General features: G+C 58.5%; 17 protein-coding genes. 11 read left to right on the top strand and 6 right to left on the bottom strand.

Translation table 11 applies throughout. From position 1 onward, the window contains the following. Nucleotides 1–30: 30 nt before the first annotated feature. On the bottom strand, nucleotides 31–1,233 hold the full coding sequence (locus tag ACTG2T_RS05535; protein ID WP_005349210.1) for an acetate kinase: 1,203 nt from the start codon (nucleotides 1,231–1,233) through the stop codon (nucleotides 31–33). Nucleotides 1,234–1,537: 304 nt separating this feature from the next. Between ACTG2T_RS05535 and yfbV the strand changes: the two genes are divergently transcribed. Next, the gene (gene yfbV / locus ACTG2T_RS05530) at nucleotides 1,538–1,978 is read left to right on the top strand and encodes a terminus macrodomain insulation protein YfbV (protein WP_005339116.1); all 441 of its coding nucleotides are present in this window, start codon (nucleotides 1,538–1,540) and stop codon (nucleotides 1,976–1,978) included. Between the two features lie 59 nt (nucleotides 1,979–2,037). On the opposite strand, the gene ACTG2T_RS05525 is transcribed toward yfbV, so the two are convergent. The 3 genes from ACTG2T_RS05525 to ACTG2T_RS05515 all read right to left on the bottom strand — a co-directional run bounded on the left by ACTG2T_RS05525 (nucleotide 2,038) and on the right by ACTG2T_RS05515 (nucleotide 3,724). Further along, on the bottom strand, nucleotides 2,038–2,538 hold the full coding sequence (locus ACTG2T_RS05525) for a YfbU family protein (RefSeq protein ID WP_157161377.1): 501 nt from the start codon (nucleotides 2,536–2,538) through the stop codon (nucleotides 2,038–2,040). Between the two features lie 163 nt (nucleotides 2,539–2,701). Continuing rightward, nucleotides 2,702–3,166, bottom strand: a complete 465-nt coding sequence (bcp, locus tag ACTG2T_RS05520; protein WP_005358255.1) for a thioredoxin-dependent thiol peroxidase — start codon at nucleotides 3,164–3,166, stop codon at nucleotides 2,702–2,704. A gap of 24 nt (nucleotides 3,167–3,190) precedes the next feature. After that, complete coding sequence (locus tag ACTG2T_RS05515; protein WP_005349229.1) at nucleotides 3,191–3,724, bottom strand: glycine cleavage system protein R; 534 nt, start codon at nucleotides 3,722–3,724, stop codon at nucleotides 3,191–3,193. 205 nt (nucleotides 3,725–3,929) lie between these two features. On the opposite strand from ACTG2T_RS05515, the gene dapA reads away from it, so the two are divergent. The 3 genes from dapA (at nucleotide 3,930) to ACTG2T_RS05500 (ending at nucleotide 7,208) form a co-directional block, all read left to right on the top strand. Continuing rightward, nucleotides 3,930–4,817, top strand: coding sequence for a 4-hydroxy-tetrahydrodipicolinate synthase (gene dapA / locus ACTG2T_RS05510; protein ID WP_005349232.1), 888 nt, complete (start codon nucleotides 3,930–3,932; stop codon nucleotides 4,815–4,817). Then, a complete protein-coding gene (bamC, locus tag ACTG2T_RS05505) occupies nucleotides 4,810–5,937 on the top strand; it encodes an outer membrane protein assembly factor BamC (RefSeq protein ID WP_042080542.1) in 1,128 nt (375 codons plus the stop codon). Before dapA ends, bamC begins: the two co-directional genes overlap by 8 nt. Before the next feature lie 167 nt (nucleotides 5,938–6,104). After that, entirely contained in the window at nucleotides 6,105–7,208 is a 1,104-nt protein-coding gene (locus tag ACTG2T_RS05500) for a phosphoribosylaminoimidazolesuccinocarboxamide synthase (RefSeq protein ID WP_201938465.1), read from the top strand. Between the two features lie 128 nt (nucleotides 7,209–7,336). Here the strand turns inward: ACTG2T_RS05500 and ACTG2T_RS05495 are convergent, their stop codons facing one another. Further along, entirely contained in the window at nucleotides 7,337–7,939 is a 603-nt protein-coding gene (locus ACTG2T_RS05495; protein WP_330125512.1) for a short chain dehydrogenase, read from the bottom strand. 97 nt (nucleotides 7,940–8,036) lie between these two features. Between ACTG2T_RS05495 and ACTG2T_RS05490 the strand changes: the two genes are divergently transcribed. The 4 genes from ACTG2T_RS05490 (at nucleotide 8,037) to ACTG2T_RS05475 (ending at nucleotide 10,958) form a co-directional block, all read left to right on the top strand. Next, nucleotides 8,037–8,936, top strand: a complete 900-nt coding sequence (locus ACTG2T_RS05490) for a LysR family transcriptional regulator (RefSeq protein WP_330125529.1) — start codon at nucleotides 8,037–8,039, stop codon at nucleotides 8,934–8,936. Between the two features lie 71 nt (nucleotides 8,937–9,007). Continuing rightward, nucleotides 9,008–9,649, top strand: coding sequence for a DUF2057 domain-containing protein (locus tag ACTG2T_RS05485; protein WP_330125511.1), 642 nt, complete (start codon nucleotides 9,008–9,010; stop codon nucleotides 9,647–9,649). A 74-nt stretch (nucleotides 9,650–9,723) separates the two neighbouring features. Beyond that, the gene (locus ACTG2T_RS05480) at nucleotides 9,724–10,170 is read left to right on the top strand and encodes an HIT domain-containing protein (protein ID WP_005358267.1); all 447 of its coding nucleotides are present in this window, start codon (nucleotides 9,724–9,726) and stop codon (nucleotides 10,168–10,170) included. Between the two features lie 89 nt (nucleotides 10,171–10,259). Then, nucleotides 10,260–10,958 (top strand): DUF3334 family protein, encoded by a 699-nt coding sequence (locus ACTG2T_RS05475; protein WP_164537653.1) that lies wholly within the window; start codon nucleotides 10,260–10,262, stop codon nucleotides 10,956–10,958. A gap of 67 nt (nucleotides 10,959–11,025) precedes the next feature. Here the strand turns inward: ACTG2T_RS05475 and ACTG2T_RS05470 are convergent, their stop codons facing one another. After that, nucleotides 11,026–12,012, bottom strand: a complete 987-nt coding sequence (locus ACTG2T_RS05470) for a DUF2860 family protein (RefSeq protein ID WP_064338730.1) — start codon at nucleotides 12,010–12,012, stop codon at nucleotides 11,026–11,028. A 206-nt stretch (nucleotides 12,013–12,218) separates the two neighbouring features. On the opposite strand from ACTG2T_RS05470, the gene arcB reads away from it, so the two are divergent. The 3 genes from arcB (at nucleotide 12,219) to ACTG2T_RS05455 (ending at nucleotide 16,466) form a co-directional block, all read left to right on the top strand. Beyond that, entirely contained in the window at nucleotides 12,219–14,531 is a 2,313-nt protein-coding gene (arcB, locus tag ACTG2T_RS05465; protein WP_330125510.1) for an aerobic respiration two-component sensor histidine kinase ArcB, read from the top strand. 51 nt (nucleotides 14,532–14,582) lie between these two features. Next, complete coding sequence (gene dgt / locus ACTG2T_RS05460) at nucleotides 14,583–15,947, top strand: dGTPase (protein ID WP_330125509.1); 1,365 nt, start codon at nucleotides 14,583–14,585, stop codon at nucleotides 15,945–15,947. A gap of 315 nt (nucleotides 15,948–16,262) precedes the next feature. After that, nucleotides 16,263–16,466 (top strand): hypothetical protein, encoded by a 204-nt coding sequence (locus tag ACTG2T_RS05455; protein ID WP_005349248.1) that lies wholly within the window; start codon nucleotides 16,263–16,265, stop codon nucleotides 16,464–16,466. Nucleotides 16,467–16,510 lie beyond the last annotated feature (44 nt).

Raw genomic sequence — 16,510 nt, 5'->3', positions numbered from 1 at the left:
CCTGTGGGCGGCCTCGAGTTACTGCGTCAATTAAGCGCCGACCAGTTCCAGCGCGTCGTGGGCGATAACCCACTCTTCGTTGGTCGGGATAACCAGGGCCTTGGTAGAGCCAGCCTTGGTGATCTCGCCACCCTTGCCGAAACGAGCCTTCAGGTTGGCGTCGTGATCGACGTCAAAGCCCAGCAGACCCAGCTTGTTCAGGGTGATTTCACGGATCGGGGCGGAGTTTTCACCGATACCACCGGTGAAAACAACGGCGTCCAGACGACCGTCCATGGCGGCAGCGTAGGCGCCGATGTACTTGGCCAGGCGATAGCAGTAAACGTCCATGGCACGCTTGGCTTCTTCTTTGCTGTCGTAGTTGTCTTCAACAAAACGGCAGTCGGAGGTCACTTCGGTCAGACCCTGCAGGCCGGACTCTTTGGTCAGCATGGTGTTGATATCGGCAACGCTCATGCCCAGCTTGTCGTGCAGGAAGAAGATGATGGCCGGGTCCAGATCGCCGGAGCGGGTACCCATCACCAGACCTTCCAGCGGGGTCAGGCCCATGGAGGTATCAACGGATTTGCCGTTCTTGATGGCGCAGACGGAACCGCCGTTGCCCAGGTGGCAGTTGATGATGTTCAGCTCTTCAACCGGCTTGTTCAGCTGCTTGGCAGCTTCCAGGCTGATGTAGTAGTGGCTGGTGCCGTGAGCGCCGTAGCGACGGATGCCGTTCTCTTTGTAGAGTTTGTACGGCAGGGCGTACAGGAAGGCTTCTTCCGGCATGGTCTGGTGGAACGCGGTATCGAATACGGCCACGTTCTTGTCAGCCAGCGCCGGGAATACGCGGCGAGCTTCACGGATACCGATCAGGTGAGCCGGGTTGTGCAGCGGTGCGTACGGAACAGCAGCTTCGATGCCGGCGATCACGTCTTCGCAGATGACAACGGAAGAGGTGAAGCGCTCGCCGCCGTGAACAACACGGTGACCGATGGCGATCAGGTTCTTGGACAGTTCCGGATTGAGCGGCAGGATCTTGTTGACGATGAAGTCCAGCGCTTCCTGGTGAGCGGCACCCGCGCCCAGATCGGCACTGCCTTTCTCGCCATTCAGTTTCCACTTGATGCGGGCGTCGTCGAGGTTGAAGCACTCGGCCAGGCCGGACAGCAGGTCATCACCGGTGGTTGCGTCAATGACGGCAAACTTCAGGGAAGAGCTGCCACAGTTAAGAACAAGAACCAGCTTACTCATGAATAAATCCTATCGCAGATTGGGTTGTGTAGGCGGATGCGTTGGACGCGGTGCGGCCAAAAACTTTCAACTTATCCTTATGAGGGTTGGCAATCTGTTGCTTGCCCCTTGTATAGTGATACAAGACCCGAAATCCAGACGTCCCTGACAGGTCAATAGCAAGAAGCTTTTGACGCAAAAATGGGCGTACAAAGGATAACCCGATTGTTGAAAAATAACAAAGTCATCCTCAACCTTTGTTACTTTGCATCAAATTTTGTCGAGGTTTTGCCGTTAGTACGTTCAAAAAGCGCTCGGAGGTAGTATGAGCATGAACATTTTTGGAACTAAGTTACAGCAAGGCCGCCATTATATGACGCTTTGGCCGCGCCGTCCCGAGCTCAATTCGATGTTTCCTGAAAATCGGGTGATCAAGGCGACCGAGTTCGCCCTCAAGGTGATCCCCGCGCTGGCGGTGCTGAGCGTGATGCTGCAGTTCCAGTTTGGCGAGCTGCACTACTGGCCCTCCGTTATCACCTCGGTGCTGTTTCTGCTCAGTTTGCCGCTGCAGGGTTACTACTGGCTCGGCCAGCGTGCCGACACCCGCTTGCCCCCGTCGCTGGCGAGCTGGTATCGGGAGATCAACGGCAAGATGAACGAGCAGGGTGGCCGTCGTCAGCTGGTCTCTCAGCCCCGCTATGAAGAGCTGGCCGATACCCTCAAGGCCGCCTTCCAGCAGCTCGATAAATCCTTTCTCTACGAATAACCCGATTCAGATGCAAAAAGGCGCCAGTGGCGCCTTTTTTGTTGCGGTTGGTATGCGGATCAGGCTGCCAGTACCTTGCGGATCTCCTGGATGGAGAGCTTGTACTGACGCGGGCACTGACGCCACATCTGCAGCATCCGCTGGTACTTGTCACGCATGGCGATGTCGCTGGAGAGCTCGTCGCACGGGCACTTGAGCTCGGGGAAGCGCTTGTCCACCTCCAGCAGGAAGCAGACGTAGTCAGCCAGCTCCCGCTCCTGGCTGCGGCTGTAGCCGTTGAACTCCAGCCGGCTGGCGTTGATCTCGCCCTGATCGGCTCCATCCAGATTGCCCCATGAGATGGCCAGTGCGTGGTGCAGCTCCAGTGTGTCGATTACCTCCTGGCAGGTCGCCAGATCAAGATGGCCGAAGCTCTTCTCCAGCTCGAGGATCTGCAGGCAGTAGCCGCGCTCGATTATGGTACTGGCGCGCTGGTAGACGTCCGCTTTCTCCGGATTGAGTTTCGCCAGAATTTCGTACTGGTTGCTCAGGATCAAACGCTCAGTGTTGCTCATGTTCATGGGATATCTCGCTGGAAGATGATTCTGGGGTCACGTTAACCCATATATAAAATGAATTTTTTGATCTGGGCGGGGGAGTTGGTGAGAAAAATCCGCTGGCAAGGGGCGGCTGACCAGACAAAAAAGGCCTGCATGGCAGGCCTTTCAATGACGCAGGGGAGGATTATCCCTTGAGGAAATCCAGTACCACCTGATGGTGATCGCTGGTTTTGAACTTGTCGAAGTGGTGGGCAATCTTGCCCTCTTCGTCGATCAGGAAGCTCTGACGGTGAATGCCGTCATACTCTTTGCCCATGAACTTCTTCGGGCCCCAGACGCCAAAGGCATCGGCGACGGCGTGGTCTTCATCAGCCAGCAGGGTGAAGTTGAGCTGGTCCCGCTCTTCGAACTTTTTCAGCCGTTTGGCCGGATCCGGGCTGATGCCAAGCACCACCACATTGAGGGCGGCCAACTCGGCGTTCACATCGCGCAGGCTGCAGGCCTGGGTGGTGCAGCCGGGGGTCATCGCCTTGGGGTAGAAATAGACCAGCACCTTCTTGCCGCGCAGGCCAGCGAGGCTGACCTGATTGCCATTCTGGTCGGGCAGGGAGAAATCGGGGGCGGGGCTGCCAGCTTGTAGTGGTTGCATGGGCTCTCCTCGGGTAAAACGCCTTCAGGCGTGTTTGCGATTGACGATAAACTCGAACGATTCGGCACCCAGTTGACGACAGAATTCAGCGAAGGCGGTTTGCGAACCTTCCACTTCACCTTCTCTGGCCAGATTGAGCTGGAAACTGATCTTCAGCAGGTTGAACGGCTGCTGCTCCAGAGTCATGGATTGCATCGCCTGAATGTTCCAGCCATGTTCGCTGAAGAACTGGGTGCACTGGCTTACGATGCCGGGCTCGTCGCGGATCAACAGGTCGGCACTGGCGCGGACGTCATACTGCAGGGACTGGTGGCGCTCGGTGCGTTTCATCATGGTGATGAGATCCCACTCCTGGCTACGCAGGGGCAGGCTGATTTCGAGTTGCATCATGCTGTTCCAGTCGCCCGAGAGCAGCATGATAAAGGTAAATTCATTGCCGAAGATGCCAAGGCGGCTGTCCACAATGTTGCAACCACAGCCACTGACGTGGCGGGTCACTTCATTGACGATGCCAGGCCTGTCCGTGCCGATGGCCGTTACGACCAGGTAGTGAGTCATAAATCTTCTCTCGTCCGTTATTTCGTTGCGAAAGCCGCGCTGGCAAGTCAACCCTCCGGCCCTGATGACCACTCCCTGAGGGACGCTGCCGACTTTCGTCCATTACTTTTTGTTCCGGATGGTATCACGGCTTGCCCCCTCTCTCCCTTGTTTTTCAAAGGGGTCAGCTTTACCATTACGCCCCTGAAAATCGGGAGAAAAGTCCATGTTACGCGGTAGTATTGTTGCGCTCGTTACCCCCATGCTGGCTTCAGGTGAAGTCGATTGGGCCAGTCTGGCCAAACTGGTCGACTATCATGTCAGCGCTGGGACCAGTGCCATTGTTGCGGTGGGTACCACAGGGGAATCGGTGACCCTGAGCGAGCAGGAGCATATCGCCGTCGTTGAAAAGACCGTTGAGTATGCCGCCGGACGCATTCCCGTCATCGCCGGTTGCGGCTCCAACAATACTGCCCATGCCATTGAATTGGCAAAGCGACTGGCCAAAACCGGCGTGGTGGCGGGTCTCTCGGTGACTCCTTACTACAACAAGCCCACTCAGGAAGGTCTCTATCGCCACTATTGTGCGATCGCCGAGGCTAGTGGTCTGCCCCAAATTCTTTATAATGTGCCCGGTCGCACCTGTTGCGATCTCAAACCGGAGACAGTGGCCCGTCTGGCCAAGGTTCCCGGCATTATCGGTTTGAAAGAGGCAACCGGCGATTTGAGCCGCACCCCGCTGCTGCGCGAGCTGTGCGGGCCGGAGTTTGCTCTCTACAGTGGCGACGATGCCACTGGTTGTGATTTTATGCTGCAAGGTGGCGATGGCGTGATTTCGGTCACCACCAATATTGCAGCGGCCCAGATGGCCGACATGTGTCGTGCTGCGCTGGCCGGTGATGCCGGGCAGGCGCATGACATCAACAATCTCTTGATGCCGTTGCACAAGACTCTGTTCTGCGAACCGAGCCCCACCCCGGTGAAATGGGCCTGTGCCCAACTGGGGTTGATTGCAACAGCCACCTTGCGCTTGCCGCTGGTTGACCTCACCCCCGAGGGCGAACAGCTGATGGCGCGAGCACTGACCACAGCGGAGTTGATGGCGAGTGTTTAAATCTAATGGAAAGGGAAATAGAGCACGTCTGGTGCTGAGCGTTGCGACTGTGGCCGTATTGGCCGGTTGCAGCACCCCCCAGGATCGCAAAATGGCCAACCGCGACTTCGGTTATGAAGATGCCCGCCTCGAGGGCCGCGCGTTCTTGATCCCCGCAGGATTGAGTGCCCCCACCTTCAACAGCCAGTACGATATCCCGCCGCTTCCCGAGAGCAGCCGTGAAGGTGCCCTCGGCGCCCAGGTCGATGTGCGCCCACCCGCTCAACTGCTGACCGTGGTACCGGGCAGTCAGGTGGTGCAGACCGCAACCGAACCGACCGTTGCCTTCTATGCCCTGAGCACCAGCCAGAGCGTGGAGCGCGATACCTGGTCGTTCCTGATGAACTTCCTGGCCAAGTACAAGGTCACCACCGAGAAGCTGGATCAGCAGGATGGCGTATTGCAGACCGGCTGGTTTGACAACACGGTCGCCCTCGATGGCTGGGGTGAAGATGACGAAGACTTCAAAATCCGTCAGCGTTACCAGTTCACCGTACGCAACGATGCCCAGCGCCACGCCGTCAACATGTCGGTCCGGGTGCTGGATCACGAAGAGACCATCGACGGCGAGACCAGCAACAAGCTGACCCCTGCCGATGCCCAGCGCTATGCCGCGCGGGTGCTGAACCAGTTCTCGCTCTATTACGACAGCCAGCTGAAAGCCCGCGAGCAGCACAAGTCCAACGATGGCATGGGTCTGCAACTGGGTCTGGACAACAATGAACTGAGCGCATGGATTGCCGAAGGCTCCTTTGATCAGGTGTGGCGTCGCCTCAACCAGGTACTGCCTGCTTATGGTTTCACCATCAAGGATACCCAGCAGTCTCTGGGCTGGATCGACGTCGAGTACGAAGAGCCGGGTGCCGAGTTCTGGAAGGCGAAAGGGAGCGAGCCGTTCAAACTGGAGGAGGAGAAATACCGCTTCCAGCTTGGCGAAATGGCGGGAGGCAAGACCTCCATCACCCTGTTCGACAAGGACAAGAAGCCGGTATCGTCCGGGGTTATCTCCCAGATGTATATCAGCCTGTCCGAGGCGTTCGCCAAGGGGCTGGCCGATCAGGCAGCAGCAAAAGCAGAATAAATACAGGGGCCTTGTGCCCCTGTTTTGTTATCTGAATCCCCCTGAAAACGCGGGGATTCCGAGCGGTTTTCGATGATGCGAGCCCCCTTGCCAGCCCGTTGCAAACAGAGCGCGCAGGTGAGGAACTCGCGATGTTTACCCCCCACAAACAGGAAGTGTTATTAGCCATGAGTCTTGCAGATCAAGTATTGGCGGTGAATGACGATTTGCCGATCCGTACCGATAAACCTGTCCATTCCGGCAAAGTGCGCAGCGTCTACTGGTTGACCCCCGAAGACAGTGCCCGGCTCATAAAAGAGAAAGGCTATGATGTGCCGGCCGATGCGCCCCTCGCCCTCATGGTGATCAGCGATCGCATCTCGGCCTTCGATTGCATCTGGCAAGGTGTGGATGGCCTGAACGGCGTACCGGGCAAAGGGGCTGCGCTCAACGCCATCTCCAGCCACTGGTTCAAGCTGTTCAAGGAGAAGGGACTGGCCGACAGCCACATTCTGGATATTCCACACCCCTTCGTCTGGATCGTGCAAAAAGCCCGTCCGGTGATGATCGAGGCGATTGCCCGCCAGTACATCACCGGCTCCATGTGGCGTGCCTACAAGGATGGCGAGCGCGAGTTCTGCGGCATCACCCTGCCGGAAGGGCTCAAAAAGGATCAAAAGCTGCCGGAAATCCTCATCACCCCTTCCACCAAGGGCGTGCTGAAAGGGCTGGATGGCGTGCCGGAAGCCGATGACGTCAACGTCTCCCGTGCCGATATCGAGCGCCACTATCAGGGCTTCAACTTCAGCAAGCCGGCCGATATCGACCGCTACGAAGTGCTGCTCAAAGAGGGCTTCAACGTCATCAGCGACGCACTGGCCGGGCTGGATCAGGTCTTCGTCGATACCAAGTTCGAGTTTGGCTACGTCCACGATGCCGCCGGCAACGAAAAGCTGATCTACATGGACGAAGTGGGCACCCCCGACAGCTCCCGTATCTGGGATGGCGCGGCCCTGCGCGACGGTCAGATTGTCGAGAAGTCGAAAGAGGGTTTCCGTCAGTGGCTGCTCAACCACTTCCCGGATCCGGACATTCTGCTCAACAAGAACCGAATGCCGGAACGTTTCGCCCTGGCCCGCGACAACAAGCTGCCGACTGAAGTGATGATGGATATCTCCAACACCTATGTAGGGATCGCCGAGAAGATAATCGGCCACAAGCTGGCGCGTTCTGCCAATCCCAAGCAGGAGATCATCGAGGTGCTGCGCGATCAGTACGGTCTGATCGACTAAGGGTTGCTCTCTTTTTTTGTTGCCAACAAACAAACGTTTGCCGGTGGCGATGGAGAGAGGCAGAGAAACAGACGGGCCCCGCTATGGGGCCCGTTTTTATTGCTGGTCTGGCGGCAAGCGAGCGGCGATTAGCCGTTGACCCTGAACACCTGGCCGGTCTGGATGCCCAACACCGATTTTTTGTAAGCCTGCGCCACCTTGGCGGCGGGCACCGGCACGAAGCCCGGGAAGAAGTCGGCGTATTTCTCCATCGACTCCGCCAGCACGGTGGGGCTCACCACGTTGATGCGAATGCCCCTTGGCAGCTCGCAGGCGGCCGCTTTCACAAAGTGATCGATGGCGCCGTTGACGGTGCTGGCGCTCACGCCCCAGTTGATCGGCTCCTCGCTCAGAATACCGCTGATCAAAGTGATGGAACCCTTGTCAGTCAGATAGGGAATGGCGGCGCGGGTCAGGTTGATCTGGCCCATCAGCTTGCTCTCCAGTCCCACCTGCCACTGCTCGTCGGTCATCTCGGTCAGGCCGTTGAAGGCCACGCTGCCGCTGGCGACGACCAGCGCATCAAACTGGCCCACTTGGGCAAACAGCGCCTTGATGGAGGCGGGATCGCGCATGTCGACCGTGGCATCGCCACGGCTGTGGCCGACCCGGATCACCTGATGATCTTTGGCAAGCAGTTCACTGACAGCTGAGCCGACGGTGCCGGAGGCACCCACAATCACAATTTTCATCTGCATCACTCCTGGTTGGGATGTGTTGATTCTAGCGCAACATAAAATGCGAAAAAGCGCGTAAAATAAACCCATTGTTTCCATATTGGAGCTAATGATGGATATCGCCCATCTGGCCAGCTTTTATGAGGTGGTGCTGCGCGGCAGTTTCTCGGCCGCTGCCGATACGCTGGGAGTGAGCAAGGGGATGCTGAGCCGCCACGTCAGCGCGCTGGAGGCCTCCCTCAATGCACAACTGTTGCAGCGCACTACCCGCCGCCTCAGCCTGACCGAGGCGGGCAAGACCCTCTATCAGCAGGCGGGGGAGATCTTCGCGCTGGCACGGCAGGCGGAGCAGGATATTCAGGCGCTGACCGAAGAGGATTGCGGCCGCCTGCGCTTTACCTGCCCGGTCAGCACCGGCGATCGCATGGTGAGCGAACTGCTGACCAGCTTTGCCGCGCTTTGCCCGGGAGTGGAGGTGGAGCTCAACTTCACCAACCAGATGGTCGACATGAGTCAGGGAGAAAACGACATCGCCCTGCGCGCCATGAGCGAGGTGCCGGACAATCTGGTGGCCCTGCCGCTCGGTCGGCTCAAGGATGTGGTGGTGGCGAGCCCCGCACTGGTGGCGCGAGAGGGGCGTCCTGCCACTCCCTATGAGCTGAGCGGGCGCAGCTGCCTGTTGCAGGGGCACAATCCGGCCTGGGAGCAGTGGCACTTTATCCGTGAGGGGGAAGAGGCCCACATTCTGGTACAAGGCAAGGTGCGAGCCAACCACTACAGTACCGTGTTGCAATTGGCACGTGCCGGTATGGGCTATGCCAAGTGCCCGCTGATGCTGGTGGAATCGCAGCTGAGGGCAGGGGAGCTGGTGACCGTGCTAGATGAGTGGCAGTGCGGCCTGCACCAGCTTCATGTGCTGCATGCCCAGCAGCGGCGGGTGCCGCGCAAGATCCGGCTGTTCAAGCAGGTGCTGGCCCAGTGGTTTGCCGAGCGACCCCACTACCTGCTCTGAGCAGCGTTATTTTTCTGTCATCTTCGGCTGCTACCCTGCGCCCATCATCGGCATCAGGAAGATCAGCGGGAATGAAGAGTAATAGAGGGTTGACCGGGTTTGTGCTGCTCTGTGCAGTGTTGGGGGCCGGCAGTGTACAGGCCATGGTGGAAGTGAAGGTGCCGGAGAATTTCCGCATCCTCGCGGTGAGCAACGGCACCTTGCAGGATGAGCAGCATGCCACCCTGGCGGATGGCGAGCAGCAACTGCTGGTGCGCTTCGAGGGGGTGATCCCCAGTCGCAGCAGCAGCGAGAATGATCGGCAGGTAAGCTCCGAGCCGCAGGTGGTGCGCTATCAGGGCAGCAATCAGCATTTGCAGCTGACGGCCAGCGTACCGGGAGACGAGCGGGGGATGCAGGCCTATGCCAAGGATCCGGTGGTGGCGTTGCAGGAGAATGGCCGCGGGCTTGCCATCCAGCAGGATGTGCTGGTGACCAGTGGCATGCTGCTTGGGGTGGATTGGAACGGGAAACTGGCTGAATACAACCGCAGCGGCGGCAAGGCGGCGCTGACGGCTGGCGCCGTTGCTACGCAGCCAACTGCCACGATCGCCAGCGGGACGCAACCCGTTGTGGCTGCCAGCGAGCTGGAAGGGCAGTTGCAGCAGTTGTTCCTCCAGGCCGATCCTGCCTTGCGCAAGCGCTTTATCGGTTGGGCCGTTCCACAGCTTTAAGTTTTCTGCCCGTTGCAGTAACGTGGACACTCCTTTTTTCAGGCGCTCTGTTCATCGTACTCAACGAGGTTTTCATGTTTGAATTGCATTCACGCCTGCAGGCAGATACACGGTGGCTCGGGGATCTGCCCCTCTGCCGTGTCTTGCTGGCCAAAGACAGCCAGTATCCCTGGCTGATCCTGGTACCGCGAGTAGCCAACCTGCGGGAAATTCACCATCTGGCGCCGGAGCAGCAGCAACAGCTGATGCAGGAGTCCTGCGCCGTCGCCGCCCTGATGGAACAGGCCCTCAGCCCGGACAAGATCAACATTGGGGCGCTGGGCAATCTGGTGCCGCAACTCCACCTTCACCATGTCGCCCGCTTTGCGACGGATCGCGCCTGGCCAGGCCCCATCTGGGGCGCTCATCCGGTCGTGCCTTATGAGCCACAAGTTTTGGCCCAGCAGGCCGATATATGGCGTGCCCGGCTCGCCAAGCTGAGCGGTTTCACCCCTGTAGCTGCTGATAACGGAGTCAACTGAGAGGCGTGTCGCTATTTCAGTCTCCGGGCCGCGCCATCTGTTAGAGTTATGGTATAGATAAGCCCATTTTCGATGTTCAGGAAGGTCCCATGATAGTGACAAGATCCGATGACGATGCCGTATTGACCACAGAGGATGTGCTGCTCAGCCTGTGCAACTCGGTGACGGACGTTTTGAGTGCCGCGACCATGAGTCAGGTGCGGTTTTCCGGCATGGTGCAGCGGATCAGCAAGACCTGCCTCAAGCCGGATATCGGTTGTTTCGTGCTGTTCGATGGCGGTTTTTCCGGTCTGGTGGTGATCAACTTCTCCGCCGCCGCCGCCATGGAGCTGTACGAGAGCTACATGCTCAGCATGGGACTCTCCAAAGAGGATCTCGCCATCTCCCACACCTCTGACGAGGTGAGCAACGTGATGGGCGAGCTGATGAACCAGATCGTCGGCAGCTTCACCGTCAAGGTGGGCCGGGATCTGCAGACCCACATCACCCAGAACCAGCCGAAGATGCTGGCCCTCAACAAGCAGGTGATGCTGAGTGTCGATACCAATCTCGACAGCCCGGAGTCCCGCCGCGTCACTTTCTTCACCGCCCGCAACAACATCTTCTATCTGGAGCTGGCGATGGACAAAACAGAGTTCATCCGCATCCACAATGAGGGGATGGAGCATGAAGAGCTGGATCCCGATACGCTGATCGCCCAGGCCAAGCAGGATGCCGCCAAGCCGGCTCAGGCTGCTGCCCCGGTTGCCAACGATCACGACGATCTGCTCGACTCCCTGGGTATTTGAGTCAATCGCCGGATAGCAACAAGGCCACCTTCGGGTGGCCTTGTTGTATCGGTGCGAACAACCGTTGTTAGAAGTTGTAGAGCAGGCCGGTGTTGAACATCACGGATTCAGAATCGTAGAAGTTGATGTCGGAATCGGACTTGGCGTAGCCAGCGGTAAAGGTTGCGGAGAGCGGCGCAATACCGAACAGGCGGTGCCAGAAGAAGGTACCGGTCAGGGCAAACTCGTCGGAGTCGGCGTTTTGGCCAAAGATGGGGTTGGCCTCATCATATTTGGTCTGGCCCAGATAGGCGTTGCTGACGAAAGACCATTGGGAAGCGCGCATGCCGTAGGTCAACTGCAGGCCGTTGCTTTTGTAGCTTTGGGCGCTGCCATCCAGATCGGCTTGGCGGTAGATAAAGGCTGGCTCCAGCATCTGACCGGGTGCCAGCTGCCATTTGTAGGAGAGGTCGAGGGCGTGGATCTTGCCGTTGCGATCCAGCTTGGCGGCAGTATCGGCGCCATACTGGCTGCCGCTGCGCTCCTCATCCACCTCGATGTTGCGGGTGGTCAGGCTACCATTGAAGTTGCTACCCCAGATGCTGTCCCAGGCGAAGCGAACCCCTTTTGACTTGATATCGGTCGACTGGCGATCATGATTTGTATCGAACGGATCGCTCCACTGCTCGGTCGGCATGGCATTAAAGACCACGGAGCCAGCTACGATGCCCTTATCGCTCATCTCCTGACGGATACCGAGCTGCTGGGTGAAGTCGAAACGGATGGCATCCTGGATCAGGTTACCGAGGAAGACCTGGGTGCGGGTATCGGCAAAGGTGTAGCGGATATCGGCGTTGAGCAGCGGGGCAACGGCGGAGCTGCTCTCGGCACTGCCCAGTCCGCTCAGGCGGCGGTTTTCATCATCACCGCTATAAAAATTTGATTCGTAATTGATGACACTGACCCCGCCAAGCAGGAAACCGGACCAGCCAGACTCCTTGGGAATTTCACCCAAATCAGCATAAGCACTATTTGCGACCAGCAGGCCCAGGCCCAGCAAGGTAGTATTGCGCATCGGATAACTCCTAAATTAAATGGTGGTGAATTTTTTCGGCCGGTGAGTATAAAGAAAAAACCTTAATGGCAACTGACTCAATATTGCCAATTATCCTAACCCACTCATTTCATTCGGCGAATCGTTAATTAATTGTGCGAGATTAAGAAGAGTTCACTCGGTTGTGCTGGTATTCTGTACCGCGAATATCGGGGGAAAACAATAAGATGAAACAGATTAAATCCTGGGCGCAATATTATGTCGATCTGATGACCAAGCTGGGACTGGTGCGCTTCAGCATGTTCCTGGCGGCGGGCATTATCGTGCTGGCGGTCGCCATCCAGATGGGGGTGACCCTGTTCCTGCGCGGCAATATCGATGTGATCGACTTCGTTCGCTCGGTCTTTTTTGGCCTGCTGGTGACCCCCTGGGCGGTCTATTTTCTCTCCATCGTGGTGGATCAGCTGGAGGATTCCCGTCAGCGACTGAGCCGGATGGTGCGCAAGCTGCAAGATATGCGCGAGCGGGATCTGGAGCTCAATACCCAACTGCAGGAGAACATCAGCCGCCTCAACGCCCAGATTGCCGAGACCAACCGGGCCGAGAGCCTGCGTCTGCAGGCTATCGAGGATCTCGAGAACGAGGTGTTCCAGCGAGAGAAAGCCCAGCTTCATCTGGGGGAGCGCACCGCGCTGCTGCGCTCCTTTATCGACTGCTCCCCTGATCTGGTCTACTACCGCAACGAGGACGAGCAGTTTTCCGGTTGCAACCGCGCCATGGAGGAGCTGACCGGCAAGGTGGAGGCCGAGCTGATCGGTCTGACCCCGTTCGATGTCTACAAGCAGGAGATTGCCAACAAGGTGGTAGAGACCGACAAGCAGGTTTTTGCCAGCAACGAGCCGCTCACCTACGAGCAGTGGCTGGAATATCCCGATGGCCGCAAGGCTTATTTCGAGCTGCGCAAGGTGCCCTTCTTCGACCGCTTCGGCAAGCGACTCGGCCTGCTCGGCTTTGGCCGTGACATCACCGAGCGCAAGCAGTATCAGGACAAACTGGAGAAGGCGAGCCGCGACAAGACCACCTTCATCTCCACCATCAGCCACGAGCTGCGTACTCCACTCAACGGCATCGTGGGCTTAAGCCGGATACTGATGGATACCCCCCTCGATCCCAAGCAGCACCAGCAGCTCAAGACCATTCACCTGAGTGCGGTGACCCTTGGCAATATCTTCAACGACATCATTGACTTGGACAAACTCGATCGCCGTCGCCTCGAAATTGCGCCGACCCGTATCGACCTGCCCGCCTTCCTCGACGAGCTGGAGACCCTGTCGCGCATTCAGGCGGAGCAGAAGGGGCTCTATCTCCATTTCGATCGCGATGGCGACATGCCGCAATTTGTGATGGCTGACGGCACCCGCCTGCGTCAGGTGCTGTGGAATCTGGTGGGCAATGCGGTCAAGTTTACCGATGAGGGGGGCGTCACCGTGCGTTGTCTCTCCCATCCCGCCGACGAGCCGGGTAAGCTGGCCCTGCACTTCGAGGTGGAGGATACCGGCATCGGCATCCCGCGCGCCCAGCAGGAGAAGATCTTCGCCATGTACTATCAGGTGCAGGGCAAGAAGCACGCCACCGGCACCGGCATTGGCCTCGCGGTCTCCCGTCAGCTGGTGCAGGCCATGGGCGGGCAGCTCTATGTGGACAGCGATCCGGGCGAAGGCTCCTGCTTTACCGCCGAGCTGGAGGTAGCTTGCGCCGAGCCTGTGTTGCCAGAGCAGGAGGAGGAGATGCCCTCCCTCGATATCCTGCTGGTGGAGGATGTGGAGCTTAACGTGACGGTGGCCTGCGCCTTGCTCAACAAGCTGGGTCATCAGGTGCAGGTGGCACGGGACGGCACCCAGGCGTTGGCGATGGCCAACCCGGATGATTTCGACCTCATTTTGCTCGATATCCAGCTGCCGGACATGACCGGCTTCGATGTGGCGAAAACCCTGCTGGAGCGTTATGGCGACAGCCTGCCACCCATGGTGGCGCTCACCGCCAACTCCACCGGCGATCGCCAGTACTACCGGGATCACGGCATGCAGGATGTGATCAACAAGCCGCTTGGCTCCAAAGCGGTGCGGGAGGTGATTGGTCACCTGTTTGCCGATCTGGCCGAGGATGAAGCGGACGAGCAGGCTGATGCGGGCAATCAGGATGCCCTGCTGGATATCCCCTTCCTCACCGATTACGCCGATACCGTGGGCAAGCCGGTGCTGCTCTCCAGCGTTGATCTGTTCGAGAAGATGATGCCGGACTACATGGCTGTGCTCGACTCCAACATGATTGCCAAGGATCAAGCTGGGGTGGTTGAAGAGGCACACAAGATAAAAGGGGCGGCAGGATCCATTGGCCTGCGGCGATTGCAGCAGACGGCACAGTTGATCCAGAGCCCGGATCACCCCGCCTGGTGGGAAAACGTGGAAGACTGGATTGAGACGCTGCGCCGGGAATATCCGGGCGACATCGCCCGTCTGCGGCGCTGGTTGTTGTCTTGAGGCTGGAGGTTGTCTTGAGTCTGAGGGACGTTGTTGGCAAGGAGCTGCAGGATGTATAGCCGTTTGATTACCCCCGCGCGCATCCACTCCTGGGGGGATGAGGAGCTGCTGGAGGCGACCGAGCAGGATCGCGCCCGTATCGTGCAGGCCGCGCCAGTGCGCCGGTTGCAACAGAAGACCCAGGTCTTTCCGCTCGATGTGAAGGCCTCGGTGCGCAGCCGCCTCACCCACTCGCTGGAGGTGCAGGAGACCGGCCGCCAGATCAGCCGCCGCATTCTGGCTGCCTTGCCTGCCGGGATGGTCTGTGAAGGGGCTTTTATCAATCTGGTGGAGATGTCCTGCCTGCTCCACGACGTGGGTAACCCGCCGTTTGGCCACTTTGGCGAGCAGGTGATGAGCCAGTGGCTCGGCGAGATGCTTGATCCCCTCTATCAGCAGGCGCTGGCGCAGACACCCTCGGCCCAGTGGGCTGAATTGCGTCAGGACCTGCAACTGTTTGATGGCAACGCCCAGAGTCTGCGGCTGGTGCACAGCCTTCACGAGCTTAACCTGACGCTCGGGCAGCTGGCGGCACTCTGCAAATACCCGCAGCAGCCGCAACCCGGCGTGAGCTATGGCCAGCATCATGGCTGGAGCAGCAAACGAGGCATCTTCTTTAGCGAGCAGCCGCTCTACCGTGCCCTCGGCCAGAGTCTGGGATTGGCCCCCGGCTGCCGTCATCCGCTGGTCTACATCATGGAGGCGGCCGATGACATCTCCTACTGCATCGCCGATCTGGAAGATGCGGTAGATCGGCGGATCCTGACTCAGGGTGAACTGCTGGCGGCACTGCGGGCCGCTGACCAGAGTGACTACATGGGCACCTTGCTGGATGAGGCGCTGGCTTCTGGTCGGGGCTTTTTCCCCCATTTTCGCCAGCAGCTGACCCGGGATCTGGTGGCGTTGGCGGCGCAGAGCTATGTCAGCGAACATCAGGCCATTTTGCAGGGATCCTATCCGCAAGCGCTGCTGCACGGTCAGGCGCCGGCGGCGCGGGTGCTCGATATCCTCAAGCAGGTGGCCCGCGAGCTGGTCTTTATGCGACCCGAAGTCGAGGCTCTCGAACTGGAAGGGTATGCGGCGCTGCGCGGGGTGCTGACCAGTTATGCCTGTCTGTTGGCGCTGCCAGCGCCACAGTTTGCCCGTCTGCTGGCCGGGGAGGGGAGTCAGGCGCTGTTCTTTGCGCGCCGCCTCTATCACCGCCTCTCGGCCCGCCATCTCAAGGCCTATCGATTAGCGATCGCCACCCCGGATCCGCGTTTTGCCTGCCAGAACGAGCAGGAGTGGTATTACCGGGTGCGGTTGCTGCTCGATTATGTCAGCGGCATGACGGATACCTATGTACTGGAAGAGTACCGGCTACTCTCGGGGATCTGATGCCCCAAGCTCCCTGTCGGGCAGCATAAAATGCCGTAAAAACGTTTAAAAAGGAGTCGCAAGAGGCTTGTTTTAAATTCGGATATTTTTTAGACTTCTGCAACCTGTTCAACTTTTACCCGGTAAGGAGACGAAAATGCAACATCTGATGCTCAATATTGCATTCTCTCGCGGCACTGCGTGCGGCGTGAAATCTCGTGCTCTTTTACCGCGTGGCGTAAACAGGTAACCCCTGTCTTTTTATCACCCGCGGTTCGTCCCGCAGGGTGATATCCACTTTCTCCGGGAGAACCGCATGTTCAACTGGAGAATGTCATGTCTATCGAACTGGTTTTACTGCGCAGTGTTGAATCCCTGGTCCAGAGAAGGATTGCCCGGGTCGAGCGTCGTCTCGTGCAGGTCAATCTGTCGCCCGCCCTGCTCAGGGATATCGGGCTGGAAGGATATCAGGGTCAAATCGCCCTCGTTCGCGAGCGGGAGTATCAAACCGGCTTCCGCCTCGGGAATCGAATAACCTGATCGCGAAGGGGAGAATAAGATCCCCCTCGCTAGTGAAATGGCAG

The organism is Aeromonas sp. 75A, assembly GCF_051919425.1.
Lineage (GTDB): Bacteria > Pseudomonadota > Gammaproteobacteria > Enterobacterales > Aeromonadaceae > Aeromonas > Aeromonas veronii.
This window is presented reverse-complemented; position numbering and strand designations above follow the sequence as displayed.

What these genes read in the sequence shown, in the direction of transcription:
- ACTG2T_RS05455 (WP_005349248.1), top strand. Translation starts at nt 16,263, where the DNA reads ATGTCTATCGAACTGGTTTTACTGCGCAGTGTTGAATCCCTGGTCCAG.
- ACTG2T_RS05475 (WP_164537653.1), top strand. Translation starts at nt 10,260, where the DNA reads ATGATAGTGACAAGATCCGATGACGATGCCGTATTGACCACAGAGGAT.
- ACTG2T_RS05515 (WP_005349229.1), bottom strand. Translation starts at nt 3,724, where the DNA reads ATGACTCACTACCTGGTCGTAACGGCCATCGGCACGGACAGGCCTGGC.
- dgt (WP_330125509.1), top strand. Translation starts at nt 14,583, where the DNA reads ATGTATAGCCGTTTGATTACCCCCGCGCGCATCCACTCCTGGGGGGAT.
- ACTG2T_RS05470 (WP_064338730.1), bottom strand. Translation starts at nt 12,012, where the DNA reads ATGCGCAATACTACCTTGCTGGGCCTGGGCCTGCTGGTCGCAAATAGT.
- ACTG2T_RS05495 (WP_330125512.1), bottom strand. Translation starts at nt 7,939, where the DNA reads ATGAAAATTGTGATTGTGGGTGCCTCCGGCACCGTCGGCTCAGCTGTC.
- arcB (WP_330125510.1), top strand. Translation starts at nt 12,219, where the DNA reads ATGAAACAGATTAAATCCTGGGCGCAATATTATGTCGATCTGATGACC.
- yfbV (WP_005339116.1), top strand. Translation starts at nt 1,538, where the DNA reads ATGAGCATGAACATTTTTGGAACTAAGTTACAGCAAGGCCGCCATTAT.
- bcp (WP_005358255.1), bottom strand. Translation starts at nt 3,166, where the DNA reads ATGCAACCACTACAAGCTGGCAGCCCCGCCCCCGATTTCTCCCTGCCC.
- ACTG2T_RS05500 (WP_201938465.1), top strand. Translation starts at nt 6,105, where the DNA reads ATGAGTCTTGCAGATCAAGTATTGGCGGTGAATGACGATTTGCCGATC.
- ACTG2T_RS05525 (WP_157161377.1), bottom strand. Translation starts at nt 2,538, where the DNA reads ATGAACATGAGCAACACTGAGCGTTTGATCCTGAGCAACCAGTACGAA.
- ACTG2T_RS05535 (WP_005349210.1), bottom strand. Translation starts at nt 1,233, where the DNA reads ATGAGTAAGCTGGTTCTTGTTCTTAACTGTGGCAGCTCTTCCCTGAAG.
- ACTG2T_RS05490 (WP_330125529.1), top strand. Translation starts at nt 8,037, where the DNA reads ATGGATATCGCCCATCTGGCCAGCTTTTATGAGGTGGTGCTGCGCGGC.
- dapA (WP_005349232.1), top strand. Translation starts at nt 3,930, where the DNA reads ATGTTACGCGGTAGTATTGTTGCGCTCGTTACCCCCATGCTGGCTTCA.
- ACTG2T_RS05485 (WP_330125511.1), top strand. Translation starts at nt 9,008, where the DNA reads ATGAAGAGTAATAGAGGGTTGACCGGGTTTGTGCTGCTCTGTGCAGTG.
- ACTG2T_RS05480 (WP_005358267.1), top strand. Translation starts at nt 9,724, where the DNA reads ATGTTTGAATTGCATTCACGCCTGCAGGCAGATACACGGTGGCTCGGG.